This is a genomic window from Leptolyngbya sp. PL-A3, assembly GCF_039962325.1.
Lineage (GTDB): Bacteria > Cyanobacteriota > Cyanobacteriia > Elainellales > Elainellaceae > Vacuolonema.
Genome location: NZ_JAMPLB010000017.1, coordinates 118,942 through 144,399, shown reverse-complemented (window position 1 = coordinate 144,399; position 25,458 = coordinate 118,942). Strand labels below are relative to the sequence as shown.

Sequence of the window (25,458 nt, the reverse complement as noted above, 5' to 3'; positions counted from 1 at the left end):
GGTGTGTGGGACGCGTAGCGTCCCACACACCATTCTGCGCAGCTTTATATAGAAACGGTATCAGTCAGGTTTGAGACTCAGTAAGTGGGTGTAATCAAATATAAAAAAAACAGCGCTGATTTTTTATATTTGATTGAGTTGAGCGATTGATATGCCCTGTTTTGAACGTATGGTTAGTGTAGTGAAAAGGGCAAGGTGCATCCCACTTTTGTAAGTGATGCGGGCGAAGCCCGCATCACTTACAAAAGTGGGTTTCTAAATCTGCAAAAGTGGGATGCACCCAAAGGGCATGACGTATCCTGCCATCACATCCAAGAGCTACATGATGCTAAGCCAGATTGAAACACTGGAGCAACTGACGGAGTTGCAACCGTTTGAGGGAGTTGAACCATTGGCGATCGCCCCCTTTCAACACCATGCTCCTGATGCCCACTGGGTCGTTCATACCCAACATCGGATGCAAGCTCGTGCATCCCTCTGGTGGCAACAGACCCCACACTATCCCGAGCACCGTTTAGGGGTCATCGGTCACTATGCCGCCTGTGATGAAGCCACAGGGGTGCTCGTGTTGCAGAAGGCGATCGCTGAACTTCAGGCTCAGGGCTGCACTCTCATCGTCGGCCCGATGGATGGTAATACCTGGCGGCGATATCGATGGGTGAGCGATCGCGGGACTGAACCCCCCTTTTTTCTAGAGCCCGATAACCCCGACGAATGGAACCAGCATTTTCTTGCCGCTGGCTTCCAAGCCTTTGCTACCTACAGTTCCGCCCTCAATGCTGATCTGACCCAGCGAGATGAACGAATGGTAGCTGTCGGAGACCGGTTGAAGCAGCAAGGGGTCAGGGTACGATCGCTCGACCTCAATCACTTTGAAATTGAGCTTCAGCGCATCTTTCACCTTTCTCTTACCAGCTTTCAACAAAACCTGCTCTACAGCCCCATTTCAGAGGCCGAATTCCTGGCTCAATACACCCCCATCAAACCCTACATACAGCCGGATTTAGTCTTGCTAGCTGAACAGGACGATGCTCTCATCGGCTACCTATTCGCTATTCCTGACCTCGCACAAGCGAAACGGGGAGAAGCGATCACCACGGCCATTATTAAAACGGTTGCGGTACTGCCAGGGCGAACTCGTGCCGGGTTAGGGGGGTATCTGGTAGATCAGGGGCAGGCGATCGCGCAAAGCTTGGGCTACACTCGCGTCATTCACGCCCTCATGCACGACAGCAACACCTCCCGCAATATCAGTGGGCGCTTTGCGCAAACGATTCGTCGCTATACCCTATACGGCTTCCACGAACAACACAGCTAAATGGAGCAGGATTGACGCATGCTTTTTGTGAGAGGGCGCTTAGCGCCCTCTCACAAAAAGCAACTGCGGAGAGCGCCCTGCAATGCGTCAGGTCGCTTCTGCTGGTTGCGGTTGTTGGGCTAAAGCGCCCTCATCCTCCGATTGATTAAGCTCCGTCAAGAAGCGTAGGGCTTCGGCCATAAAGCGGGCGCAATCGTAAGGAGAAACTTCATAGAAAGCACTCCAGGCATTGGCTTTACGCTCATCGTAGCGATCGCCATCCTCGGGATGCTGATCCAACCAGGCTAGGCGCACCGCATGACCGATAAACACATCCAGCACAATCGATTGCTCAATCTGGAAGTCAGGGTTTTGCTCAAATAGCGCTGCCAGCTCCATCAGAGCTTCAATATTGATCTGGCGGTATTCCGGAGCCTGAATTTTGTTCAGCAGGTGTTCCACGCGCAGGGCAAATTTCTTCTCACCGGGGGTCATTTCCAGGGTAAGTTCCTGTTCCAATCGGTTGCGGCGATCGAGTTTATCCCCAATCACCAGGCCACCACAATGCTTCAGGACTTGCCATACTTTTGGATAAAAGTTCTTGGGAACCCGGTTGAGGGAGCCTTCCCGCTGGCGCTTTTGTCGCCAACTGCTGATGTCTGTAGGAATAGTCGCCTCCGCCTCGGAGGTCACAACCCATTGAACATCCTGCTGCTGTCGCGCCGTCAGGGATTCTTGTTGTACCAGCATTTGGTTTATGGTTTCGTATCCTGCCAGCACCTTGTAAAGGCGAGACTTCACCTCGAAGGGGCTGAGTTGCATCAGGTGCTCGTAGGCCTCGTCCTGGGTAACGTTAAGTTCCTGGGCCAGGTCGCTGGTGATGAGCAGAATCAGGTAGCCGACGCGCAGCGTCAGGAAACCGCGGAAGAGGTGGGGGTCGGTCTTAATCAGGATGCTCAGGTAAACGAGGATTTCCTGGGTGAGGGGGCGATCGCGGATATCCTGCCGCACGAACTCCTCAATCTTGTTGACGATTTCCACCGTGGACATGGGATCGGTGATCAGCGAATTCTCGCTGTAAGACTTGCCCACAGCAATCTGTTTCTGCCGCACCAGAATATCCGTAACAGCATCGGACAAGTTCACATCGACTTTGCGCAGCAAACCGGCCGCCCGCCGAATCACAGCCCACAGACGCAACTGGCTGGCTTTGAGGTAAACCTCCTGCAATAGGTTGCCAACTGTCACCTTTTTGCCCGGTCCACCAAAGCCCGTGTCAAAGGAGAGGCTTTCCAGACGCAGCAACGCTTCTAACACTTCGATTTGTTCGTACAGGTTGACCGATCGCCGCAACCGCTCCAGCAAAGAAGCGGGGTCGGTTTCCAGCTCCAGCGTAAATTCCTGAGAAAGGGTTAGTTGCTGAGTGGAATCTGGGAAGAAGGGTAGGTAATAGGGCTGCTTACGGGCATCGGAGAGGGGAGATTGGGGGAACTCGAAATCGTGGATAAAGTCAATACGCTCCATCCCCGACATCAGGAGCAATTCCTGCAAACGGCCCAGACGTACCGGCACATTGCCACACTTGCCACCCTGCATCTCCTTAAACAGTTCCAGCAGCGAAGACTGGTCCTGCATCATGTCGTGGGTGAGCAGCAGGGTCATAGTAGGACGGCCTAACTGATTCCAATGTCGCCAAATGTAGGCCAACTCGCCTCGAATTTGATCCACTAAGAAGTGGTAATCGAAGGTGAGGTAGAACTGAGACTGATCCAGAAAAGAGGGAAGGACGGCGATGGTTTCGCCCCGCACCCGGAAGATACGCGACGTGGTGAGGCCACGTAAACGCCGGATCGGGCGACCGCTAAGATTTAACTTGTCGTTGCGCCCAATCTGTTCGTAGACCTGCGATAGCTCCTTGGAGCGACGGATTTGCACAGGAGCGACCTGGCTGGGCGTTTGGGTCGCAATCCCAAAGGCTGCCAGTTGAGCCTGAAGTTCCTCATCTTCTGCCAGCAGGCATACTTGCACCTGGGGCCGGGGAGACTGGCCTAACTTCAAATGTCGGCTTAGGGGATCAAGGTCACCCGGCGCGATCCAGCCATCCTGCAATAAGCGTCCCAGCAAATAGAGGCTCTGTGCCCACACCAGGGGGATGTTGTCATTGGGGAGCCGGGTTTGACTGTGAGGGGTAGCCCGTTCAGCGGCGATCGCCTCTTCCGGCACATAGTACAACTCAGGCAACAACTTGTGCCCCCCCTGCTCAACGCGCAAGGCATCCAGGCGCAGACGATAATCTTCAGCTTGGGTGCGATCGCCTCGAAACAATGAATTCAGCAGCAAATAGGTGAAAAATAGCGGCCACTCACACTCGATGTGCTCAAACTTTTTGAGTTCTGTTGGCTCATAGTGCAGCCGTGTGATGTCTTCCAGTACGGTCTGGTGCCCATCCCGCAAGAACCGCTTGCAGCCATAATGGCCCTGAAGCTTGCTAACAATTTGCTGATGGGTGCGTTCTACCAGGGTTAAGTCTTCTACCGCAAAGGCCGGAAAGCCAATCACGCTCAGTACCGCCGCATCCACTTCTTTAGAAGCCGATTCCCTGGGGAGCAGAGATTCCAACGTCATCCGGGCTCGGGCGATTTCATCTGGCAGCACATGGATGACGGACGCCTGGCTACCCCGTACACCAAATAAATCCAACCCACTGATGGCTTCTAGTGCCGCTTTTGCCATACCAACAGAACTGGCGTTCAGCTCCGGGTTGCCGTGGTTAATTTTCTCGCCTCGCTCCCAAATGCCGTAATCCGGTGTCCGGTAAGCCCGGCCGATATAATAGACAAGGTTTTGAATAAAGTTGACCTCGTCCAGGGTATAGACGATGGGCAAGCCCGATGCCGTCATTTGGGCCAGGATCAGAATATAGATAGATGTGGCATCCAGTTGCAGATGCCCCCATTCGGTATCATCTACCACGGTGTCGCCTGTTTTCAGGTCATACTTTGCGTGGAGCGCATCCAGGGGGTGTTGTGTCTGCTTAAATTTTTCGACCTTGGGGGCCTGTCGCATCATGGCAAACAGCAAGCCCCGCATCAACTTTACGACGCTGTGCTCCAGTTCATAGGCTCGGCCATCATCGATCCCTGCTTTGCGATAGGCCAGAGCCAATCCCCATACTGCCAAAATGCTATAGACGTTATCCCGCACCCAAGCGTCCGTGTAGTTGCCATGGACGGTAACAGCGGTACTGGCTGGGATCAACCCAGAAATTGGGTTCTGGCGCGCCAGAATAATGTCTTTAATTTCCTGGTAGTAATGGTTTAGCGGCTCAGGGGTCAGCGTAGGGAGCATAGAGATTGCCTTAGCAGTTGATTGCGATAATAGCGTGTTCAGCTGTACCAGCCCAATGGCTGGGGCCGATTTTTGAGCAGGACCTTTTTCATGGAGCTGAGCCATGCTCAGGACAGCTCTGAGACGAATACAGAGCTACATTCCTCGCTCTGCATCCGGAAGTTCTGAGAATTTCAGGTATTCCTCATATCCAGAGTTCCCTGTTGAGCTTTACGAGGATAAGTCCAATCTCTCATGCTGCTGAGGGTCTACCTTCTCGCACCTGCTCTAAACCTGATGGCTTAAAGCAACCTCAGTTCGGGATAAGCTGAAGTGCTCATTTTGGCGTGCGCAAAGCGCACTCGAAAACGCCCTTAACCCGAACTCAGGTTAAAGCATTTCATTGGGAGAGGTACAGATTAGCCATACCTTCTACAAAATCTGAGTTTTATTTTGTACGAGATATTAAAACTAAACAGATGGAATACATAGCGTATTTAAGGGAATTTGCTCTTTCGCAAGACTGCTTGGAGTGCTGAGGGATACAGAATGCTAGTTTTCACGGTTTACAAATTTATCCCGGTCCTTGAGGGTGTGAGTTGGAACAATACAATACAGCTCCAAAGGGCTGAAATTGCTCGTTGAAGCTATCGCAGAAATAGAATTAGGCCGTAGGATTACAGTAGACAACCGTTGCATTTTCAGCAGTATCGCCACATGCTTAGCTGGCAGGGCAATAACGGCTCAACTTGCTCTTCGTTTCACCGTTTTATCTTCATCGCGACATCGTATAGCGGTTGGCAATCAGATATGTATCTGCCAGTTGTGTGAGTAGGGTAGGCAGACCGATGGGAAGACCAGACAATCAACATGAATTGGCACTGGGGCAGGCAGGTGCAGGTGCCCCCGTGCCGGCAGTAGAAAATACTGTGGCGATAGGATCTGGGGCTATGCGCTCCAAATCCTGGAAATGGATATTGGTGGGGCTGAACCTTTGTGCCCTACTGAGTGGAGTGGCGGCCGCCGCCTTTCTCTGGTTGATGGCCTTGCCTCCTGCTCCGGAGTGCGACAAGCTATCATCTCTTTCCCCAGACATTGATCGGCTTTCCTGTGCAGAGGTTGCGGTGCAATCGGGAGAGCTGGATGATTTGCTGAGCGGGTTGGCTTTACTCGAAGCCTGGACGCCCGATCGCCCTTTATATCAAGAGGCCCAACGGCTCAAAAACGACTGGTCACAGCAGTTGCTCTACCGGGCCCGGCGGCACATGAGTGAAGGTCGACTGGATGATGCCCGCCGTTTGGTGAAGCAGATTCCTCGCTCTACCCCGGCCTATGCTGAAGGCCAGGAAATCGTTGGCCAGTGGGAAAACCTTTGGAAGAAAGGCCAGACCATTGCCACCCAAATTCAAGCAGATCTCAAAGCCCAAAATTGGGGGGCAGCTTCCGCTGGAATTCGTGAGTTAGAGCAGATTCCTCATCCTTATTGGCGATCGCAACAATCTATCCAGTTCTCTCAACGCGTCTGGCAGGAGCGCAAAGACCGTAAGCTGCAGCAGGATGTGCTAAAGCAAGCCCGCTCTGGCCGACCTGAAGATCTGGCAAAGGCGATGACCGTGGCCAGCCAGATGCACTCCAATAGCTTTGCTCAACAGGAAATTCAACCTCTGCTGAACGAGTGGAGCATTGTCTTGCTGGAGACGGGGCGGCAGCACTGGAAGGATGGCACGATGGATCAGGCGATCGCTCTGGCCCAACAGGCTAAAGTGAACCCAGCCCTGGCCAAGCATGCAGATCACCTGATTCGTCTGAGTGAAGCGCGCAAACTGGCCTTAGCCAGCAACACCAATTGGGAAACCGCCCCACAGGATGTTTATCGGCTAGAGGAAGCGATCGCCGCGGCTCAAACCATCCCCTCCGATAGCCGCTTTTATGCCCAGGCCCGAGACAGCATAACGAGTTGGGGCCAGCAGGTAAATGACCTCAAGCGCTTGCAAATGGCTCAGTTAATGGCCAATCTGGGAACGATAGAAACCTATCGGGCGGCGATCGCCCAGGCTGAAACGATTGGCCCCAAGCATATGCGCCGTCGTCAGGCTCAAACCTTAGCGGCCCATTGGCGGCGGGAAATTGAGCGAATCGAGGATGGCAGTATTCTGGTACGGGCGCGGCAGTTGGCCCAGCCGGGAACGATTCAAGCCTGGCGGAAGGCGATCGCAGAAGCCGCTCAGATCCCGATGGGTCGTGCGCTACGGGGAGAAGCCCAGGCGCTGATGTATGAATGGACTGCTCAGATTCAAAGCATCGAAGACGAACCCCTGCTGACTCTAGCGAGAACTCAGGCCCGTCAGGGTAAGCTTCAAGATGCCATCCGTACGGCATCGGCTATTCAACCCGGTCGATTTCTTCATCGCACTGCCCAGGCGTCAGTCCGCGAATGGCAGAGACAGATTCAACAAGCTGAACTTCGTCGTCGCCGTGCTGTGGAAGCACAACGAGCCCGCGCTTCTGAGCCTGACAGCGAGACACCTTCCGGTAAAGATCCTGCCCTGTCAGCTCCAGAGCCTGCCCCAGCAGCTCCAGAGCCCGCTGAAACCCCTCGTACCTTCAGGCAACCAGCCCCTCGGCGAGCAGAGCCGTCCGCTCGGCGAGTCAATCGGGCTCCTCGTCGGGCAGAGCCGGCTTCTCCTGCAGCGGCTCCGGCTCCGCCTGCCCCTCGAGAGCTGGTGCAACCCCTATACGCTCCTATGCAAGCACCAGCGGAACCGGCTCCACCTGCGGCGACAGAACCGGCTCCCCCGGAGCCTGCTGCGATTCCGGCTTCACCTTAGGTGGAGTAACTGGGCAATCAGGGCAATAGTTCGGCAGGATAGATTGGAGGTTCCCCTCCAATCTATAGAAACTATTTTTTAGGCTATGTTGAGGGGATATAACCCCCTCAACATAGCCTGGACAGGCCACTAGGCGAGAACCGCTATATAAAATGAGGCTGTGTAAGATCTCGTCACCGCACCGCTGTAATGAATTCTTTCTTTCGTAGTGTTTCCGGTTCCCTGCTCGGCATTCTGGCTCTGATATTACTGGTATTGGGCCTCAATTCCTTCATTATCATCAACCCGGGTGAAGCAGGCGTTCTCAGTATCCTCGGTAAGGCTCAAGATGGCCCCTTACTGGAGGGCCTGCACCTCAAGCCACCCCTCATTTCCCGTATCGACGTTTACGACGTGACGGTACAGAAGTTTGAAGTGCCCGGCCAAAGCTCGACCAAAGACTTGCAATATCTCTCCGCCCAATTTGCTATTAACTTCCGCCTCGATCCCGAACGAGTGGTAGACATTCGGCGTAAACAGGGCAGCCTGCAAAACATCGTTTCAAAGGTAATCGCTCCCCAAACCCAGGAAGCTTTTAAGATTGCTGCGGCCAAACGCACCGCTGAAGAATCCATCACGTTGCGGGAGGAACTGAAGCAGGATTTTGACTCAGCATTGGGCGATCGCCTCCAAAAGTACGGCATCATCGTCCTCGACACCAGCGTCATCGATCTGCAATTCTCCGACGAGTTTGCCCATGCTGTTGAGGAAAAGCAAATTGCTGAACAACGGGCCCAACGCGCCGTTTACATCGCCCAACAAGCTCAGCAAGAAGCTCAAGCCGAGATCAACCGGGCACAAGGTAAGGCAGAAGCTCAGCGGTTACTGGCCGAAACGTTGAAGGCGGCTGGAGGCCAATTAGTCTTACAGAAGGAAGCGATTGAAGCTTGGCGTGAAGGCGGCTCTCAAATGCCTAAGGTGCTAATTATGGGCGATAAAGGCGGTACTGTTCCGTTTTTGTTTAATTTGAGTGGGTTGGACAACCAGGAGTAAAGTTGGTGGGGCGATCGCCCAGCCCCAACACTTATTTTTTGCCGCTCTGCGATAAAACAATGGTTCTAGTACTTTGTCAAGGAGTTTTTGAGGGGTCTACGGCCCCTCAAAAACTCCTCAAATTTCATGTTCAAGTGTAGGGTTACTCCACATTTGGACATTGACAGACCACTAGGTTTTGCTTTTAGAAAGTTGCAAGACGTCATGCCTGCTGGTGAGTTTAGCCTGCGAGTTGGGCGATCGCCCTCACCAACTCCTCCGGTTTCTGCACGAGTAGATCGGGTTGAACCTCTGCCAGTGCCTGTCCAGAATTAAATCCCCAACCCACTGCAATAACCTTAATCTGAGTTTTGCGGGCAGCCTCCACATCCCGCGTCTCATCTCCGACATAAATAATGGATTCTCGGGGAACAGGGTATTCTTTCAGTAATTGATTAATCACCCGCGCTTTACCAAACAACGTCACCCCTGTACGCACAAACTGAAACAGCTCTATTAGGTGATGCTGTTTTATAAAAAAGCTGACATTGTCATGGCTATTCGACGTCACAATCCCCAAGGCGTAGCCAGTGGCGTGGAGTTGCAACAATGCTTCTCGGATACCGGGAAACGGCTTGATCTGTGAGATGTCGTGATTCATCTCTACCTGCAAGCGGCGCAAGAAGTAGGGCAGTTTGTAAATGGGGATATTAGCTCGACGGATGATTTCCCGAGGGCTAAGATTTTGAAATTCTTTAACATCTTCTGAGGTAATGGGTTTTAGGCCAAACTCCTGAGCTAGCCGATGGCTAACGGCCAGAATCGTCTCAAACGAATCCGCAATCGTTCCATCAAAATCAAAAATAATAGTGTTCACAGACGCAGCACATGCAGATGGCAGTATTACGGATTTCAACCCATGGGACAACGGGACCATTCGCTACGATGAAAAGGTACGAACAGAACAGCGGTTTCCTGAGAGTATATTTGAAAAGTTGATTTTTTCTGGTCTTTGCCCATGAAGAATCAACATTGCCAGTTCTTTTCACAACACCCTTAATATCACCCTTAATATAAATATGGCTTGAGGCGCAGCATTATGTTTGAAAGTTTACGGGTTGGTACGCTATTTAACATTCCTATCTACATTAATCCCTCCTGGTTCCTGGTGCTGGGGCTGGTGACCTGGAGCGATGCCCAATGGCTGGTCTACCAGTTTCCGCAGTTGGAGATGTGGGCCTGGGCCCTGGGCCTGGTGACAGCGCTGCTGTTGTTTGCCTCAGTGCTGGCTCATGAGCTGGGGCATAGTCTGATTGCGCTCCGTCAGGGTACAGAGGTGAAATCCATTACCTTATTTATCTTTGGCGGGCTGGCGAGTTTAGGGGATGAAGCGAAGACTCCAGGCGAGTCCTTTCGGGTGGCGATCGCCGGCCCCCTCGTCAGTTTCAGCCTATTTGGGATTTTGAATGCGATCGGCTACTTCAGCCCCATTAGTGGGCCTCTGGCCGCAATGCTGGCTCTGCTCGCTTCTGTCAACCTGGCCCTCGGTATCTTCAATCTGATTCCTGGCCTGCCGTTGGATGGGGGCAACGTCCTCAAAGCACTGGTCTGGAAGATCACGGGCAAGCCCTATCGTGGATTGGCCTTTGCCAGCCGGGTCGGCCAGGTCTTTGGTTGGATTGGTGTATCTCTGGGGCTGGCTTCGGTGCTGGGCCTGAGCAATATTGGTAGCGTGTGGACGTTGCTGGTGGGCTGGTTTCTGCTGCAAAATGCCGGGCAGTCGGCTCAAGCCGCGAATGTGCAAAAACTGATGAGTAACCTGACCGCAGCGGATGCTGTTGTCCCGAATAGCCCGCTGGTGAAAGCTTCGGAGTCTCTCCGTGAACTGGCAAACAACCACATTATTGGGAATCCAGTGCAGTGGAAAAAGTATCTGGTTACGGACGACGAGGGCAAGTTGACGGGTGAGATTACCGTCGAAGCGATGAACAAAGTTCCCACGAATGATTGGTGGGACATTACGGTACAAAACCTGTTACAACCGCCCTCGGTCGCGACTATTGCGGCAGCAACCCCTCTGCTTGAGGTAATCAATCACCTGGAAGAAGCTAATTCAACGCTGGGTGTTGTGCAAGAAGATGGAACCCTGTTGGGGCTGCTGGAAAAAAGTTCAGTGATTCAGCGGTTACAGCAAGAATCTGTGGCAGAAGCCCAGTCCTAGTTAGAATCCTTGTTTCACTAAGTACTAGCAGTTGTATGGGTGGATAGGAGCGGGTTTAGGAGATTATCTCGGCTGTGCTTTAACCTTCGACCTCTGTGCTCTACCGTCTGTCATATTCATTTCGCCTTGGAACAATAACTCAATAAACCTGTGAGCGATATCGTCCAAATTACGGTTAAACTTTTTGCTGCCTACCAGGAAGCCTATGGAGTTCCGGAGCTATCCCTGGACTTCCCCGTGGGAACGACTGCTGCGGCTGTACGCGATCGCCTGCTCCAGGAGCACCCCGAACTGGAAGCCCTCCGTGACGTGACCCGCTTTGGCGTCAACCTCGACTTTGTTGACCCTGACACGTCGTTGCAGGATGGTGATGAAGTGGTATTGATTCCCCCCGTGAGTGGAGGCTAAGTGTGAACTACGAAATTCCAGTGCATTTGCTAGGGCCATTGCAGGCGATCGCTCAAAACACAGGTCTTTCCCTTGAGGACGTGATGGAGAAGGCGATCGCTTTCTACCTCAACCGCTTCTCCTCCCTGCCCCCCTCCATGTCTGCTGGGTTAAGTTACGAAGACCTGGAGAGCGAACCCGACGAGATTCTATCGGATTTTCTGGATGTTGGGTCGAGCCGTGTCTTGCCCACCATACCCAGCTCCACCGATCCGGACTTTTCCGTAACAAAACGTCCCCCAACCTACGAGTCAGAGGACGATGATGAACCCTACGAAATTTTGCCAGGCTTCTTAGAGCCCTAGCAGCGCCATGGCATAACTTGCGGATCGACCATCCGCTAAGTTCTGCCTAAACCAAGGATTAGCCAGGAGCTTACCCCAGAGAGGGTAGAGCCGCATTGCCCATACCACGAGGGAAGCTAGGCAGGTCAATGTGGGTAACGCGACGGTTGCGAACGGCGAGGCGATAGCTAACGCTCTGCAACTCGGCGTGGAGGCGACGGTTTTCTTGCTGAATCAGAGCGACTTTCTCCTTAATGGGAGCAATACGCTCTGCAAACTTTTGGCGGTAGACGTTGGGCATTTCTTGAACGACTTGCTCCAGCATGCGGGAGCGATCGCCCAATTCCCGGACGGTCTGGCGCAGTTGATGAATTTCAGAATCGCGAGACGCAATTTGCTCCTGATAGAAGCCGACCTGCTGCTCTACACCCTGTAACTGTTCACGCAGAATCCGCACTTCTTCCGCCGATTCTGCCGAAGCTTGCGCCGTCGTGGGCGCTACAGCTTTTCCTTTTACCAATCGAAAGAGTTCCTGCGACAGTTGTTGTACCAACTGATCGCGAACGTGTAATTCGTCCCGCAGGCGGGCCACTTCAGCCTGAAGCTCAGCAAAGGTCATAGGGGTTGACACGGTCACGATACGACTCCAATTCCAATGGGTTCAACGATGTTTTCTTCCCAGCGCCGGGGCGGGCTCGCTCGACGAATTTCTCGCCAAATAGCGGTTGCTGCCAATGTACCATCTGCCACGGCAATAGACACCTGATTGAGCCCTTGCTTTAGGTCGCCGAGGGCAAAGATCCGGGGGTGAGAGGTGCGGCACATGGAATCGGTGACCAAATTACCGCCTTGACGCTCCAGATCAATCTCACTCAGGTAATGACTATGGTGCTGGGAGCCCATAGCCACCAGGCCAGTTTCGAGTTCCACTAGAGTACCATCGACTAGCTCCACACCGGATAGTTGATGGTTCTGCCCCAGGAACCGTTTGATCGGTTGTTCATACAAAGGATAACCATGCTCTTTGAGTTTGTGGCGCATTTCTTCGCTAACTTCACAAAGACCATGGGTAAACACCGAAATATAGGGGGTAAACCAGTTCATCACGAAGGCCGTGTTGATATTTCCTTCGGAATTAACAAAGAGGCCCGCCTTCAGGTCGTTCATCTCATAGCCATCGCAAATCATGCAAACGTGCAGGGTATAGCCCGCATAGTCGTAGACGTTCTGCATGTCTGCTAAGTGGGGCAGATGGTCAATCAACCCACTGGCGGCAATTAAGTACTTAGAGCGAAAGACGGGGTAAAGGCTATCCGTTTTGCCAACTTTTACCTTCACTGCAAAAGTTTCACCCTCATCGCTCACCTGCTCCACAAAGCCCCGCAAATGGTCAGCTCCCAGCTCCACAATGCGGTCTTGACCGTGCTGCAACAAATCGCGCCCAGGAGTATCGGGAGGCAATCCCAGATAGTTCCGCAGATCTTGCATCCAGAAGGAGCGCCCACGCCCTTTTTCAATCACCAGGCAATTTAAGTTGTAGCGTTGGAGGTAAAGCGCGGCTGAAAGCCCTCCTGCACCCCCACCAACAATAATCACGTCATAGAGAAAATGCTGGCGTTCGGTGAGGTTTTTCTTGGACAGTTTCATGGAAAGATCCAGTTGCGAACAAAAAAGCTGCTAGCTCTATTGTGGCTAACAGCTTAGTGAAAGATCCGTCACTCGAGTGATCTTTTTTTACAGGACTTCAGGATTTGTAATCCATGGCAATGGCTTTGAAGGTTGGATGGTCGAACGTGCATCCGACCCATCACAACCTTCTCGACAAACTATTAAGCCTGAGCTGCAGCAGGTTCAGCTGCTTCAGTTTCCGGTTTAATAGTGAGATAGCGAATCACTTCTTCACTCAAACGCATGGCCCGCTCCATGGAGGAAACCGCAGATCCAGCTGCCGCATAGTTCATCTGGATGTAGATTCCTTCCCGGTGACGCTTGATTTCGTAAGCCAAGCGACGGCGACCCCGATGGGTAACTTCAATGTCGGTTGCGCCTTGCTCTTTCAGGAAGTTCTGGTATTTTGTGATTGCTTGCTCAACTTGCTCATCCCCCATATCAGGACGGAGGATATACATGGTTTCGTAATTCATCCAGTGGTCTCCTTGTGGACAAATGGCTTCTGCGTTACAGAAGCAAGGATCTTTAATACTATCATTTTCTTGATTATTAAACCGAGATAATTTCTATGGCACAACGCTATGTGCGGGTGCAAACCCCATCGGGACAACTGCGCTATGGCTTACTCTTATTGGATCGAAAGGTTCAACTCCTGGATGCTCCCCCCTGGCTTAAAGGGCAAGCGACAGATCTGGAATTGAACCCCGAGGACTACCAAATTTTGTCCCCGTGCGCGCCCTCCAAGATTGTGGCCGTAGGTAAAAACTACATTAAGCATGCAGCCGAGATGGGTACAGAAGCTCCGGCCGAGCCGTTGCTATTCCTCAAGCCAACCACTACGATTCTGCCGCCCGATGCGCCGATCCTTTATCCGCCGCAATCGCAACGGGTTGATTATGAAGGGGAGTTGGCTTTAGTGATTGGCGATCGCTGCACCGACATCTCTCCCGAAGAAGCCCAGTCAAAAATCTGGGGCTACACCATTGCTAACGATGTCACCGCCCGAGATCTTCAGAAGAAAGATGGGCAATGGACGCGCGCGAAGGGTTTTGATACCTTTTGCCCTCTTGGTCCCTGGGTTGTGCGGGAGATTAGCTCGGCGGCGATGCTTCAGACCTTTATTAACGATGACCCTAACCCCGTCCAATCGGCTCCTATCAGTGAGATGACCTTTTCTCCCGAAGTGCTGGTGTCTTACATCAGCCAGGTGATGACGCTGCTACCCGGGGATGTGGTGCTGACCGGGACGCCGCAAGGAATCGGGGCATTGAACGTGGGCGATCGCGTCCGAGTTGAAATCGAAGGCATTGGCTGTCTGGAAAATCCTGTTGAATCGAGGGTAGCCCAAGAAAAAACGAAGATTGGGTAACTCAGAGCTTGTACCAAACCCCAGAACCCTTATTTTTCGTCGTGTTACGAAAAATAAGGGTTCTGGGGTTTGGTTTTAGAGAGAAAGACGTGAGGTGACGGATTTCCCTTGCTTATAACAACGATGGGGTGTGGCACACTTGCCACACCCCACTGCATCTAGTCAATGCGCCCAGCGCTATAAAGACACAATATATTTCGCTTTTTCTCCTGCTGTTCAAGCCGGTCGCTATGGCCGTCTTGAATCGTTAGAAGCGATCGCCCTACACCGATGACCTTACGGATTGCGAATCGCCAATTTTAGCGGTTAGGAGTTCGACGTACTACCTAACCTTGGGTGATCAGAAAATCTAGTACTTCCTCTAAAGTCTTGAAGACGCCGACAGGATGCTTTCCATGCAACCGACCTAATGCATAGCCACTCCCATTATCTGCGCCTCCCAGCAACTGATAGCCAGCGCTGGCTGCAATCTCTAAAACCCTCTCAAGGGTAGTCATTGTTATTGAGTCTCCTTATCTGTACCTGAGTATCCTAATCAAATCGTTTCTGCCTCCAATTTTGAATATTTACCCAGGCATATTTTTTTGCCGGGTTTTACCCAAGGGATCGCTGCAAGAGTCTTTCTAAAGGGGTATGGCAATGCTCCCTATGGCTGTACTTGCTTCTTTGAGCAGACTGCGAAAGGTTCCTTTTGATTAATTTCGATCTGGGATAAGCGGCAGTACGTATTCTTGTGTACGCTGCGCTCGTAGGAATGGGCGTTGTCGAGTGCTGCGTGACGCGTGGCACTCGACAACGCGCTTAACCCGAACTGTGGTTAAGCCCGAACGGCTGTAAAAAGCAGCGCTGGGTGCCAAAACGTCAGGGCAGTGTTTTTCAATAACAGAAGAGGTAAGGATCGCGTATTTATTAACCTGTAATTCTTGTGAGAGGGGCGGCTTTGCCGCCCCTCTCACAAGAATTACAGGTTATTTTGTTCGTGATCCTAAGCGAGTGTATACGTTCCCTTACCTCTTCTGTTATTGAATCGAAGGGGCCGTTGCGATCGCCCCTGCCGCTTTCCGGATTAGCTCCTTATCGGCTTCTGACCAGGGCCGGACGGATTGGCAGTGATGGGCCAGTAATAGCCCCCATAACCCTTGATTGGTCACAATGGGCGCTACCAGATTGGCGCGTACTCGCATGCTCCGCAGATAGCCGCGGTGGCAGTCTTGAATGGGCTCGGTTTCGATGTCAGCGATCGCCCGTACGCGGCCACCCAGATACAGCGCTGCATACTCTCCGTTAAAGCATTGGTCTGGTCCGGTACAGCCAATAATTGAGTATTCTTCAGAACTTAAGGCTTCAAAGGTAACCCGGCCTTCCCAGTGACGGTAGAAGTAATACAGCACAACCCGGTCAACCTGAAAGGAGTTTTGTAGGGAGTGCGTCATCTGTTGAACGAGGGCGTCGCGCGATAGGCTGCTGCTTAGGCGATCGAGCACCCTCTTGAGACTGCGATGGTAGGGTTCTACCAGTTCTGGGTTAGGTGGGTATTCAGGGGAAATGGACATCTTGCGTCAATCGTTGGCCTGCTTCGTATGGAAGCAGTGGGTTGATGAGTTGATGCGTACCAGGATGCATACACGATCAACGGTGTCAGGATACCTTAAAGTCTGTTCCCACCAGACAGGCTCCAGATAGATTTGTGCCCTCGACTAAAGCATCAGCCAGGGCTGCACAAAGCAGATTTGCTTGGCTTAAATTGGCCCCCGACAGATTGGCCTGACGTAGATTGGCTTCCTCCAGGTTAGTGTTGATGAGCTGCGCCCCTTGCAGGTCTGCCTGGGCCAGGTTGGCTCCCTCCAAGTTGGCACTGTTCAGAATTGCCCCTCGCAAGTCAGCACCACGCAAATCTGCCCCTTGAAGGTTGGCACCGCTGAGGTTCGCTCCACTTAAGAAGGCCCCTGCCATGCCAGCCTGTACTAAATTGACCTGCATCAAATTAGCTCCTCGGAGGTTAGCCCCCCGCAGATCCGTTTCAGACAGATCAGATTGAACGAGCCGCGCTCCCTGGAAAGTGGCACGCAGGTCGGCTCCAACCATGCGACAACCACTCAAGTTGGTTCCGTCCAGGCAAGCCCCATTGAGCTGGGCCTGGCGCAGATCAGCCCCACATAAGTTGGCCCCTGCCAGATTGACGTTTTTGAGGTCAGCTTCGACTAAATCCTCGTCTTCCAAATTGGCTCCGGCCAGTTGCTTCAGTTTTCCGGTACGAAGGGCGACGAGATCCATAGGTTTTAGAGATGTCTGTTAAAAACGATTGAATGGTTTGTAGGCAATGCGTACCAATTGCTTAAAGCGGGTTGGCTGGCATCGGAGATGGGGGCGCGAGCAAGTCTTCATCCGAGTGAGAGTCAAGGAGCCAGAGTCCAGAGGCCACTTGGGGCATGGATACCGAAAGGCTCAAACCCTGCTGAAGAGCACTGACGAGCAGGGTCAGGGCTTCCATCAGTTTGGGATCCCAACGGTGATTGGTTTCGGCTTCGCAGGCGGCGAGGACAGCCGCGTAGGCTTCAGGGGTAGCATTGGGTAGGGCACCAACATGCTCTCCGTCTCTACGGATTGCTCCCATTTGTGACAGGCGTTGTTGGAAGCAAGACACCAATCCTAAAATTCGCGACTCTAAAGGAATTTCATCTCCTGATAGCCTGGCTGGGAAACCAGAACCATCCCAGGCTTCACCCATGTGATTCAGGATGGTGGCGATCGCCTTCATTCGGTTCATGCGGCGTAGCATCTGCGTACCAGGGATGAGCGGACAGCACAAGGGCTTCACCTCAGCCTCTGACTGGCCTGCATCAGAAGGGGCAGAAGGTAAAGGTAATTCCGTAGAGGACAGAGACGCAATCCGATGGAGTAGCCCTGCCAGGCGCAGGCGATTCAATTGCCAGGCGGGAAGGTCGAGGAGTTGCCCGAGAGTTTCGGCCAGAGTTGCAACCTCGGCAGCCGCCATCGGGTTCTTCAGGTCTGTCTGGTCAATCAGTTGAGCAATCCGCAGAAAAGCCTGAAGCTCATTGGAAATAAGGTTTTTGTCTAACCGGAAAGGATAGGCGTCAAACCCCATGGAATCGTGCTGGAACAGCCCTTCCTGGCTGGTCTGCATATAGTGCACAACCCGCGTCACAATATCCCCAATATGATTGGAGTTGGGCAGCCCATCCGAATGGTCGCTGGCCTCAATGTTGGCCAGGTGTGCCCGCAGGCGATCGGCGAGTTCGGTGTTGTAGCGACTGATATGGGCGATCGCAATATTGGCCGCTGCATGGACAAGGGATGGATCAAACGTCCACAGTCCGTAAAACTTGCGCTCCAGGTCATGTTGAGGCATGCCCGCAGCACCGTAATCTTCATCCGATAGTTCCTGACACAGCACCATGGCTGTGTACTCGGGTCCAACGATGATTAAGTGCCATTCCTGAGTGACGGGGTCGCCATCGTCCAGACCGACTAGCGACACGTTGGGAAGCTGGCCCGTGGGGTGATCCTGGAACCCGGCATCGGGGGACGCCATGATGGTGACGTGGCGCGATCGCTGAGCAATGTCTTGATAGCGCTCCGCTTCTTGCAGGTACCACTTGCCGCGCTGGAAAGCCGTAATCAGCAGGGGGGCGTCCTCCTGCTCTAATACAGCATCTTCTAGAGCGTGACATAGGGCCACCAGGGTGTTTTTGAAATACACGCCTAGGCTGAGCGATCGCCCGGTGTCCCCGATGGCGAAGCTTTCCTTAAGTTTGTGGAGAATGGATCCCGGTAACATTCGGCACCGTTAAGGAGTTTATATGAGTTCTATTAATACCATCTATCTTTACAGAGGAGGAAGAATCAAGCCAGGGTTCGCCAAAGTTTTTTAGATATAGCCAGTATCCATTCAGCAACACCCATAAAAGAGGGGGGAGGTGTGGAACACCTCCCCCCTCTTTTATGGATACTGGATAAACCTACACCGATGATTGTTGGCGCTGGTAGAGCGACCAGTAAAGCCCTTTATTGTTCAGTAAAGAATCATGGGTGCCTCGTTCTACAACGATGCCATCTTCCATTACAAGGATGAGATCAGCGCGCTTTAAGGGAGCGAAGCGGTGGGCAATCAGAAACACGGTTCGGTTCTGAGATACCTGTTGCAGGTTTGCCAGTACTTGCTGCTCCGTCTCTGCATCCAGGTTGCTGGTGGATTCGTCGAGAATGATCAAGGGGGCATCCGACAGGAACATGCGGGCCAGGGTAATGCGCTGGCGCTGTCCGCCCGAAAGAGCGGTTCCCCGTTCTCCCACGTTTGTTTCGTAGCCATGGGGCAGGTCGCAAATGAAGTCATGGGCGACGGCTAACCGGGCAGCTTCCACAACATCCTCAGCACGCGCATCCGGATTTCCTAAGGTGATGTTTTCGAGAATGGTACCGTTGAACAAAAAATCTTCCTGTAGCACCACGGCAATTTGAGGCCGCAATGAGGAAAGGTCGGCACTCTTGATATCGAAACCATCCACTAAAATGCGTCCACTCTCCGGTAAATAAAGCCGTTGAATTAGCTTGGATAGCGTGCTTTTGCCGGAGCCACTGCGTCCAACAATGCCCACAAACATACCGGGCTGCACATCAAAGGAAACCCCCCGCAAAATGGGCTCCTGCTCGCTGTGGTAACGGAAGAACACCTGATCAAAGCCGACTTGACCCTGAAGTTTTGGCAACACTAACCCGGTGCCTGGTTCTGTCTCAGGGGCCGTATTGAGGATGTCGCCAATGCGATCGACCGCCAGCAGCACTTCTTGCAAGGTTTGCCAGAGCTGAACGAGACGCAACAATGGCCCTGTAACTCGACCCGAAAGCATTTGAAATGCCACCAGTTGCCCAATCGTTAGCTCTTGTTTAATGACCAGACGGGCACCGACCCAGAGAATCAGGAGAGCGGAGAAGCTGGTGAGAAAATCTCCCAGATGGTTGCTGATGTTAGCGGTAGTGGTTGCACGGAAGCCGGTGCGAACGAATCGGGCATAGAGCCCTTCCCAGCGATCGCGCGCCGGTTTCTCTGCTGCATGAGCCTTCACGGAGTGAATCCCAGTCATGGTTTCTACCAGGAAGGCCTGACTATCTGCACTACGGTTAAAGGTTTCGTTCAACCAGTTGCGCAAAACGGGTGTACTGACCAGGGTGAGGATGGCGAATAGTGGCAACACTGCCAGGGCTACGCCCGTGAGGAGCAGGTTGTAGTAGGCCATCATCCCCAGGTACACCACGGAGAAAATGCTATCCAGAATGACAGTAAGGGCCGTGCTGGTCAGGAATTGGCGGATCTGCTCCAACTCCTGCACCCGTGCTACGGTATCCCCAACTCGCCGCGCCTCAAAATAGGACAGGGGTAGCCGCAGCAAATGCCGGAATAGCTGCGCTGACAGCGCCATGTCCAGCCGATTGGTGGTGTGGGTGAAGATAAACATCCGCAGCATCCCCAACACCGCCTCAAAGGTGGCGATGAAGAGGAGCGCAACCCCCATCACATCCAGGGTGGGGATGCTTTCTTGCACCATCACCTTGTCGATGATGACCTGAGTAATCACCGGAGTTCCCAACCCCAGCAATTGCAGGGTTGTGGATGCAATCAGGACTTCCGTCAGCAAGTTGCGGTATTTCCAGATCGCAGGCAGGAACCACTTGAGGTTGAATTTCTCCTGCTTCTGAACCAGGTCGGCCTGCCAGAGTTGACCATCCCAGGCAGGTTCTACCAGATCACGTGGTAGGCTTTCGCAGGTGCGGTTAGAACTGAGGGGGTCGCTGACGAGAAGGCGATCGCCCCGCATTCCATAGGCCACTACCCAATGCTGCTGATTCCATTGCATCAACACCGGGTAGTTGAGGTTTCGCAGGTCACTCCACTCTGTAATCACCAGGCGACGTAGCTGAATTCCTAGCTTTTCGGCACCGTCTGCAACGTGCTTAGGCTTGTTGCCGCGTAACTGACGCTGTACCCATTCCAGTTGGGTGGGAACATCCAGGTGCTGGGCCAGCATGGTGAGGCTGGCAGCGGCAGTGTTGACCCCTGCTACAAAGGGATAGCCCGTGACCGGTTGAGGTGCCGTGGAGAAATTGGGTTGGTAGCGCGATCGCACCCCGACCCAAAACTGCTGAACGTCTCCCTGAGACAAGTCTTTCCAGAGTGTTGAGGGCCAGGCCAGTACCAACACGTTTTTGCTAGCCGCCCGGGCTTTCCAACTATCCATCAATTGGGGATAGTCGCCAAACCAATCCCCCGACTTCAGAAGTTGGGGTTTGCCCTCATCGGGCACCAGCCGAACATTGCCATCCAACAGCAAAAACTGCTCGCCTGGGCTCTGGGTTGACCAGATCACATCTCCCAGGCGGAATTGTCGGGGTGTAGCCTGCTGCTTGACCTGAAGCTGCTGCTCTGGCGTGAGCCAGCATAGAGGGGCCTGATCCCAGGGGATTTGAGTGGAATACTCGGTGCTAATCATTGACAGATGCTAGGGGGGACTGGCAAAAGGGCATGGGTCGTGGATGGGCGTCCACAATAGTCTTAGAAATGCCCCAGGGCTTGGTTTAAGACTGCCGAAGTTTTTTGTGCGAAGCGCACGAAAAATAACTTTTAAAGCAGGCCCTAAGGGATTTGTGCAGGTTCAGGCTGGGGTTCGCCTATTTGAATTCGAATTGGTAATTGTTGCATCCGCTCGTTCAACCATTGCTCAAACAGCTCATCCCGTAGGGTCTGCTGTAGTTGAGGATTCTCTAGGGAAGCGGGTAAAAAGTCTTCAATTCGGAAAAGCCCCCAACGCCCTTCCAATTCTAATGGGCCGATCACGTCACCGGGTTTGGCTAAATCGATGGCCGCTCGCAGAACATCTGGCATACTGCCCCGGCTGACAGGGCCTAACATGCCATTCATCACCCGATCGTCTGTAACGGAATACTCCCGCACCAATTGCTCAAAGGATGCTCCTTCCGCTAATTGGCTTTTCAGTTCATCAGCTAGTTCTGCATTATCAACAATCAGCCGCGACAATACTACGCGATCGAGATATATCTTCCGCTCGATAAAATAGTCTTGCAATCGCGGTTCTGACGAAATTTCCTTCAGTTTTTGCAGCCGAAAATTGTTGGCAATCTGAGCATAAAAGGCTTCAAATGTGGTGTTGTTTTCCGTGAGCCAATTCTGAAATTGTTGCGGCTCAACCAACTTTTGTTGTAAGCGAAAATCAATCACGGCTTGCTCTACAGCCGCAGGGCTAATCTGCAAATCCTGCCGCTGGAGCTCCCGCTCAAGAACAAACTGCCGCACCAGATCCCCAATAAATGGTTCTAATTTACGGCTTGCTTGTAGGTAACGAAAAATCTGGGAAATGGTAATAGGGGTGTCATCAATGGTCAGAAAAGTTTCGGAAGTCATGAATTCGCTGTGGAGGATATCAGCACGTTTATTATGCCCAAAGTTAACGGGGGAGCGTCTGGATCTTTGTAAAAGCTATTGTTCAAAGTCTGCCGTAACTTGAGCTCGAGTGAAGGGCATTTTTGAGTGCTGCGTCACGGGCAGCAGCCAAAAACAATCATTTTGGCGTGTGCAAAGCGCACGCCAAAATAGGCACTTCAGCTAATCCCGAACTGAGGTTACCGTAGGATGGGAGAGTTGTGGTTCAAATGGCACGGCATGGATCCGGTTGATTTGGCGTTTACCCCAGCCCTAGAGCAGGCACAGTTGATTCGGCGGGGGGAGATTTCTCCGTTGGAATTGACAGAGATTTACCTGGAGCGAATTGCTCGGTTGGATCCGAAGATTGGAAGCTTTTTTACGGTGTTGGGCGATCGCGCCCGTCAAGAAGCCCAGGCCAAAACTGAACAGTTAACCCAGTCCCGGCCTGAGGACTTGCCCCCCTTCTTCGGCGTCCCCATCAGCGTGAAGGATCTGATACCGATGGCGGGAGTGCCCTGTAGTTATGGGGTAGGGGTGTTGCGCGATCGCCTGGCCGACGTGAATGCCGGGGTGATCGATCGCTTGCGAGATGCCGGGTTTATTATCTTGGGAAAAACAGCCACAGCCGAACTGGGTTCAACCCCTTACACAGAACCACGGGGGTTTCCTCCAGCCCGTAATCCCTGGCATTTGGATTACACGCCCGGTGGGTCGAGTGGTGGTGCTTCGGCGTCAGTAGCAGCGGGACTCTGTCCTGTGGCTCTAGCAACCGATGGGGCCGGATCGATTCGCGGCCCCGCCTATTGCTGTGGATTGGTCGGGATTAAGCCCTCACGGGGACGGATTTCCCAGGCTCCTCTTGGGGACAAGCTGAGTGGACTGGTCACGGATGGCCCCATGGCTCGGACAGTAGCGGATGCCGCTGCTCTGCTGGATGTGTTGTCAGGTTATCTCCCAGGAGATCCTTATTGGTTACCTGACCCCGAAATTCCTTTTCTGGAAGCAACGCAGAAACCTCTGGGCCAACTGCGGGTGGGATATTTGACGGAGATTCTCCCCATGGGAGCAGCAGACGCAGTGTGTTCAGATGCCGTTCTGCAGACCGTACAACGCCTGGAAGCGCTGGGTTATACTCCCGAACCCATTGCCTTTGACTGCACCGCTCTGGTGGAACCGTTGATTACACTCTGGCGATCTGGGGTGGATATGGGGGTGCCCTGGTTGGTACTAGGCAAATTAAATCGTTGGTTGTTAAGGCGAGCGCGACGCATTTCAGGGGGGATGTATCTGCGGGCGGTGATGCAGGTGCAGACAGTGGCGCGGCGACTGGCCATGCAGCTAGAGCCCTACGATGTGGTGGTGATGCCGGTGTACTTGCATCACACCATCAAGGTGGGGGAATGGGCTAAATTACCCCCCGCAAAAATATTTGATCACATTGTTCAATGGGTGGCTCCGGCTCCAGCCATCAATGCGATGGGGGCACCTGCGATCGCCCTTCCTACAGGCTTTGCTCCCAATGGCCTGCCGACAGGGGTGCAGCTTGTGGGGCGCATAGCAGACGAGGCCACGTTAATATCCCTCGCTGCTCAGTTGGAGGCCGCTCACCCCTGGCATCAATATCGGCCAGCGATCGCCGTGGAGTAAACCTCTAATTGTTCAAGGTCGTTCAGATTGCGTAGGCTAAGTTTACGCAAAGAAGGGCGATAGCGTGTTCAGAGGCAGGTCTTAGCCCTGTCTCTGAATAAGCTTTGTGTTCACGGCGGTAACAGCTAAAACACGTTTAGCGCTGAGCCTGTTGCAGCATTTGATTGGCACTATTTGCCCAGGTGCTATTCCCCTGAGCGTTAAAGAGGTCACGGGCATATTGGAAAACCCGTTGTGCTTCGCTGTACTTCTGCTGTTGCAAAAAGACGAGCCCTGCTCCGTAGTAAGCGTTGGCATAGTTGGGGTTGGACTGAGCAGAGCGCCGGAAGAAGCCCAATGCCGTTTCCAGGTCGCCTTGCTGAAACTGAAGACTGCCCAGGCTATAGAGGGCTTCTGCATAGTTTGAGTTGAGCTGAACCGCCCGCTGAAATGTGTTTATAGCCCGTTCGGTCTGACCCTGCTCCTGATAAATCAGACCAATGTGATAGAAGGATTCGGGGGCATTAGGGCTGAGGCGAGCGGCTTCTAAAAATTCTCCCAAAGCAGCATCACGGTTGCCCTGAAGTCGATACACCAGGCCCAGATTATAGCGAGCCAGGCCCATGTTGGGGTCTAACTGGGCGGCGCGTTGTAAATACTGGCGGGATAGATCCAGGTTATTGCCTTCTAGCAAAGCGGCCCCCAGATTAGCGAAGGCCAGCGCAAAGGTCGGGTCCGCCTGGGTGGCCTGGTAAAAGGCATCTGCGGAAGCTTGCAGGTCTCCCCGCTGGCGTAGGGCCAGACCCAGGTTGTAGTGGGCAGGTGCCAGGCTGGGATTAAGTTGCGTGGCCTGGCGAAAGGTGGCGATCGCCGTGTCTAATTGCTGCTGCTGAACTTGCCGAATCCCCTGATTGAGCAGTTGCTCGGCGGTTGCGGGTTGAGCCTGGGCCAGAGTGATAGGCAGAGGTGCAGCCAAAGTTGGCAGGCCAGCAATCATCACGACCGAACTCAACAGCCACGTCCACAGCGGGCGAACCATACCTTGTGCTCCATTGCATCGGGCGATAGAAACTGATTACCAAGGATAGCGTAATCAAGCCCTGACAGATTGCTAAGAATACTAAATGTAGCCAATAGACTTCTTGTATGAATTGTTGCGCGGCTTCGTCGTGCAACAATCCATGGCCCAAAAAACGGTTTATGCAGGAGGTCTGATGTTGAAGAGCGTGGGAGTAAAATCTTTACCCTCTTTGGATGTTGTGATTATGGACGACGGGGACGACGTTGACGAACGCGCTCGGCCTTGCTGCGCTCGTAGGCGATTAACCGACCATAGAATTCGTGTTTGCTCAAGTTCATTGACAGATAAACGTGGCGGCGCGGATGCCCAAATCCTTTACGCCGGAAGAACTTGATGGCAGGCTCATTGGCTGGATCGGTGTCCACCAGCATGAACCGTACCCCTTCCTCGATCATGCGTTCGACTAAGCCATCCACCAGGCGATCGGCAATGCCCTGACGCTGAAACCGAGGGTCTACCCCCAGCCAGATGATATAGCCGTAAACCCAGGTGGCCTTGCTGATGATGGTGCCCAGTATGAAGCCAGCGAGATGCCCCTCTACCTCGGCTACCAGGCAATATTCTGGATCGGTATTAAACTGCCCTACCACTTCCCATTCATCCCAGGTGCGGTAGAGGGTTGGGTAGAGGTTGCTGGTAAAAAGGGCATCTCCCAGGTGATAAACCGGGGCAAGGTCGTCGATCGCCATCTCCCGGATCATCACTTCTAGAGGTGATTCGGGAGGCGGGCCAGAGGTGTCAGACGACATAGAGAGTAACGAGTCCGTGGATAGAGGGAGTAAGGCACAACAAGCATCTTACTCTCTTCCATTATTCAGGACGGATACGGTTTTGTTTTTG

General features: G+C 53.0%; 22 protein-coding genes. 9 read left to right on the top strand and 13 right to left on the bottom strand.

Going from position 1 to position 25,458, the window contains the following annotated elements; translation table 11 throughout:
- The first annotated feature begins 289 nt into the window (after positions 1 to 289).
- On the top strand, positions 290 to 1,318 hold the full coding sequence (locus NDI52_RS15200) for a GNAT family N-acetyltransferase (protein WP_199307774.1): 1,029 nt from the start codon (positions 290 to 292) through the stop codon (positions 1,316 to 1,318).
- Between the two features lie 87 nt (positions 1,319 to 1,405).
- On the opposite strand, the gene NDI52_RS15195 is transcribed toward NDI52_RS15200, so the two are convergent.
- Positions 1,406 to 4,645 (bottom strand): glycoside hydrolase family 15 protein, encoded by a 3,240-nt coding sequence (locus tag NDI52_RS15195; RefSeq protein ID WP_190772356.1) that lies wholly within the window; start codon positions 4,643 to 4,645, stop codon positions 1,406 to 1,408.
- An 827-nt stretch (positions 4,646 to 5,472) separates the two neighbouring features.
- Between NDI52_RS15195 and NDI52_RS15190 the strand changes: the two genes are divergently transcribed.
- Together NDI52_RS15190 and NDI52_RS15185 are read left to right on the top strand one after the other, a co-directional pair.
- Positions 5,473 to 7,452, top strand: coding sequence for a hypothetical protein (locus tag NDI52_RS15190; RefSeq protein ID WP_190772348.1), 1,980 nt, complete (start codon positions 5,473 to 5,475; stop codon positions 7,450 to 7,452).
- 189 nt (positions 7,453 to 7,641) lie between these two features.
- A complete protein-coding gene (locus NDI52_RS15185; RefSeq protein WP_190772347.1) occupies positions 7,642 to 8,484 on the top strand; it encodes a prohibitin family protein in 843 nt (280 codons plus the stop codon).
- A 220-nt stretch (positions 8,485 to 8,704) separates the two neighbouring features.
- On the opposite strand, the gene NDI52_RS15180 is transcribed toward NDI52_RS15185, so the two are convergent.
- The gene (locus NDI52_RS15180) at positions 8,705 to 9,340 is read right to left on the bottom strand and encodes an HAD hydrolase-like protein (RefSeq protein WP_190772346.1); all 636 of its coding nucleotides are present in this window, start codon (positions 9,338 to 9,340) and stop codon (positions 8,705 to 8,707) included.
- Between the two features lie 222 nt (positions 9,341 to 9,562).
- Here NDI52_RS15180 and NDI52_RS15175 point away from each other — a divergent pair, with 222 nt between their 5' ends.
- The 3 genes from NDI52_RS15175 (at position 9,563) to NDI52_RS15165 (ending at position 11,436) form a co-directional block, all read left to right on the top strand.
- On the top strand, positions 9,563 to 10,684 hold the full coding sequence (locus NDI52_RS15175) for a site-2 protease family protein (protein WP_190772345.1): 1,122 nt from the start codon (positions 9,563 to 9,565) through the stop codon (positions 10,682 to 10,684).
- Positions 10,685 to 10,834: 150 nt separating this feature from the next.
- Positions 10,835 to 11,092: a molybdopterin converting factor subunit 1 gene (gene moaD / locus NDI52_RS15170; RefSeq protein WP_190772344.1), complete on the top strand. Its 258-nt coding sequence runs from the start codon at positions 10,835 to 10,837 to the stop codon at positions 11,090 to 11,092.
- A gap of 2 nt (positions 11,093 to 11,094) precedes the next feature.
- Positions 11,095 to 11,436, top strand: coding sequence for a hypothetical protein (locus tag NDI52_RS15165; protein ID WP_190772343.1), 342 nt, complete (start codon positions 11,095 to 11,097; stop codon positions 11,434 to 11,436).
- 70 nt (positions 11,437 to 11,506) lie between these two features.
- Here the strand turns inward: NDI52_RS15165 and NDI52_RS15160 are convergent, their stop codons facing one another.
- The 3 genes from NDI52_RS15160 to rpsF form a co-directional block, all read right to left on the bottom strand.
- Entirely contained in the window at positions 11,507 to 12,034 is a 528-nt protein-coding gene (locus tag NDI52_RS15160) for an Npun_F5560 family protein (protein ID WP_190772355.1), read from the bottom strand.
- Positions 12,035 to 12,048: 14 nt separating this feature from the next.
- Positions 12,049 to 13,062 (bottom strand): NAD(P)/FAD-dependent oxidoreductase, encoded by a 1,014-nt coding sequence (locus NDI52_RS15155; protein ID WP_190772342.1) that lies wholly within the window; start codon positions 13,060 to 13,062, stop codon positions 12,049 to 12,051.
- 182 nt (positions 13,063 to 13,244) lie between these two features.
- The gene (gene rpsF / locus NDI52_RS15150; protein ID WP_190772341.1) at positions 13,245 to 13,559 is read right to left on the bottom strand and encodes a 30S ribosomal protein S6; all 315 of its coding nucleotides are present in this window, start codon (positions 13,557 to 13,559) and stop codon (positions 13,245 to 13,247) included.
- Between the two features lie 95 nt (positions 13,560 to 13,654).
- Between rpsF and NDI52_RS15145 the strand changes: the two genes are divergently transcribed.
- Positions 13,655 to 14,455 carry a fumarylacetoacetate hydrolase family protein gene (locus tag NDI52_RS15145; RefSeq protein WP_190772340.1) on the top strand — a complete coding sequence of 267 codons (801 nt, stop codon included), beginning with the start codon at positions 13,655 to 13,657 and terminating at the stop codon, positions 14,453 to 14,455.
- A gap of 130 nt (positions 14,456 to 14,585) precedes the next feature.
- Positions 14,586 to 14,729, top strand: a complete 144-nt coding sequence (locus NDI52_RS15140; protein ID WP_348256462.1) for a hypothetical protein — start codon at positions 14,586 to 14,588, stop codon at positions 14,727 to 14,729.
- A 52-nt stretch (positions 14,730 to 14,781) separates the two neighbouring features.
- Here the strand turns inward: NDI52_RS15140 and NDI52_RS15135 are convergent, their stop codons facing one another.
- The 6 genes from NDI52_RS15135 to NDI52_RS15110 form a co-directional block, all read right to left on the bottom strand.
- Complete coding sequence (locus tag NDI52_RS15135) at positions 14,782 to 14,952, bottom strand: hypothetical protein (RefSeq protein ID WP_190772339.1); 171 nt, start codon at positions 14,950 to 14,952, stop codon at positions 14,782 to 14,784.
- Between the two features lie 522 nt (positions 14,953 to 15,474).
- Positions 15,475 to 16,008: a GAF domain-containing protein gene (locus NDI52_RS15130; protein ID WP_190772338.1), complete on the bottom strand. Its 534-nt coding sequence runs from the start codon at positions 16,006 to 16,008 to the stop codon at positions 15,475 to 15,477.
- Positions 16,009 to 16,093: 85 nt separating this feature from the next.
- The gene (locus tag NDI52_RS15125; protein WP_190772337.1) at positions 16,094 to 16,729 is read right to left on the bottom strand and encodes a pentapeptide repeat-containing protein; all 636 of its coding nucleotides are present in this window, start codon (positions 16,727 to 16,729) and stop codon (positions 16,094 to 16,096) included.
- 61 nt (positions 16,730 to 16,790) lie between these two features.
- A complete protein-coding gene (locus NDI52_RS15120) occupies positions 16,791 to 18,254 on the bottom strand; it encodes a DICT sensory domain-containing protein (RefSeq protein ID WP_190772336.1) in 1,464 nt (487 codons plus the stop codon).
- Positions 18,255 to 18,435: 181 nt separating this feature from the next.
- Complete coding sequence (locus NDI52_RS15115) at positions 18,436 to 20,961, bottom strand: type I secretion system permease/ATPase (RefSeq protein WP_190772335.1); 2,526 nt, start codon at positions 20,959 to 20,961, stop codon at positions 18,436 to 18,438.
- 143 nt (positions 20,962 to 21,104) lie between these two features.
- Entirely contained in the window at positions 21,105 to 21,890 is a 786-nt protein-coding gene (locus NDI52_RS15110) for a peptidylprolyl isomerase (protein ID WP_190772334.1), read from the bottom strand.
- A gap of 258 nt (positions 21,891 to 22,148) precedes the next feature.
- Between NDI52_RS15110 and NDI52_RS15105 the strand changes: the two genes are divergently transcribed.
- Entirely contained in the window at positions 22,149 to 23,558 is a 1,410-nt protein-coding gene (locus tag NDI52_RS15105; protein ID WP_190772354.1) for an amidase, read from the top strand.
- 136 nt (positions 23,559 to 23,694) lie between these two features.
- Here the strand turns inward: NDI52_RS15105 and NDI52_RS15100 are convergent, their stop codons facing one another.
- Positions 23,695 to 24,576 carry a tetratricopeptide repeat protein gene (locus tag NDI52_RS15100; RefSeq protein ID WP_190772333.1) on the bottom strand — a complete coding sequence of 294 codons (882 nt, stop codon included), beginning with the start codon at positions 24,574 to 24,576 and terminating at the stop codon, positions 23,695 to 23,697.
- 224 nt (positions 24,577 to 24,800) lie between these two features.
- Complete coding sequence (locus NDI52_RS15095; RefSeq protein WP_190772332.1) at positions 24,801 to 25,367, bottom strand: GNAT family N-acetyltransferase; 567 nt, start codon at positions 25,365 to 25,367, stop codon at positions 24,801 to 24,803.
- Positions 25,368 to 25,458 lie beyond the last annotated feature (91 nt).